Genomic DNA, 1,303 nt, shown 5'->3' with positions numbered 1-1,303 from the left:
TCAGTAGCGGTAGTGCTCGGGCTTGTAGGGGCCCTCGACGTCGACGCCGATGTAGGCGGCCTGTTCCTTGGTCAGCTTGGTCAGCTTCACGCCCAGCGCGTCCAGGTGCAGACGAGCGACCTTCTCGTCCAAGTGCTTCGGGAGCACGTAGACGTCCTTGGCGTACTCGCCGGGCTTGGTGAACAGCTCGATCTGCGCGATCGTCTGGTTGGTGAAGCTGTTGGACATCACGAAGCTCGGGTGACCGGTCGCGTTGCCCAGGTTCAGCAGACGACCCTCCGACAGCACGATGATGCTGTGCCCATCGTCGAAGGTGTACTCGTGGACCTGCGGCTTGATCTCCTGCTTGGTCACACCCGGCGTCTTCTCCAACCCGGCCATGTCGATCTCGTTGTCGAAGTGACCGATGTTGCCCACGATCGCCTGGTGCTTCATCTTGGCCATGTGCTCGGCCTTGATGATGTCGTAATTACCCGTCGTGGTGATGAAGATGTCCGCGTACTCCACGACATCCTCGAGGGTCTTGACCTCGTAACCCTCCATCGCCGCCTGCAACGCGCAGATCGGGTCGATCTCGGTCACGATCACCCGAGCACCCTGACCCCGCAGCGACTCCGCCGAACCCTTGCCCACATCACCGAAACCACAGATCACCGCGACCTTGCCGCCGATGAGGACGTCGGTGGCGCGGTTGATGCCATCGACCAACGAGTGACGGCACCCGTACTTGTTGTCGAACTTCGACTTCGTCACCGAGTCATTGACGTTGATCGCCGGGAACAACAACCCATCGGCCTTGACCAGCTCGTAGAGCTTGTGAACACCGGTGGTGGTCTCCTCGGTCACACCCTTGATCTCAGCCGCGAGCTTGGTGAACCGCTGCTTGTCCGCCGCCACGGACTTGCGCAAGGTCTCCAGAACGACCTTGAACTCCTCCGGGTCCTCCGCCGACGGCTGGGGCACCGCACCCGCGGCCTCGAACTCGACACCCTTGTGGACCAGCAGGGTGGCGTCGCCGCCGTCGTCGAGGATCATGTTGGCGACCTTGCCGTCACCGAAGTCCCACAACTGATCGGTGCACCACCAGTAGTCCTCCAGCGTCTCGCCCTTCCACGCGAACACCGGAACACCCGCCGGAGCCTCCGGCGTCCCCTTGCCCACCACGACCGCGGCCGCGGCCTCGTCCTGAGTGGAGAAGATGTTGCACGACACCCACCGCACATCCGCACCCAGCGCAACCAGGGTCTCGATCAGCACGGCGGTCTGCACGGTCATGTGCAGGGAGCCGGCGATGCGGGCACCC

The 1,303-nt window shown here is 63.2% G+C and carries 1 protein-coding gene; it reads right to left on the bottom strand.

Annotated features, from left to right (window positions below):
- Positions 1–1,303, bottom strand: a 1,303-nt coding sequence (gene ahcY, locus E1161_RS26875) for an adenosylhomocysteinase (RefSeq protein ID WP_132627535.1), incomplete at its 5' end; no start/stop codon positions are given.

The organism is Saccharopolyspora aridisoli (assembly GCF_004348445.1).
In the GTDB taxonomy this organism is placed as follows: domain Bacteria; phylum Actinomycetota; class Actinomycetes; order Mycobacteriales; family Pseudonocardiaceae; genus Saccharopolyspora; species Saccharopolyspora aridisoli.
Note: the sequence above shows the minus strand (reverse complement) of the source record. Positions and strands in the feature narration are given on the sequence as shown.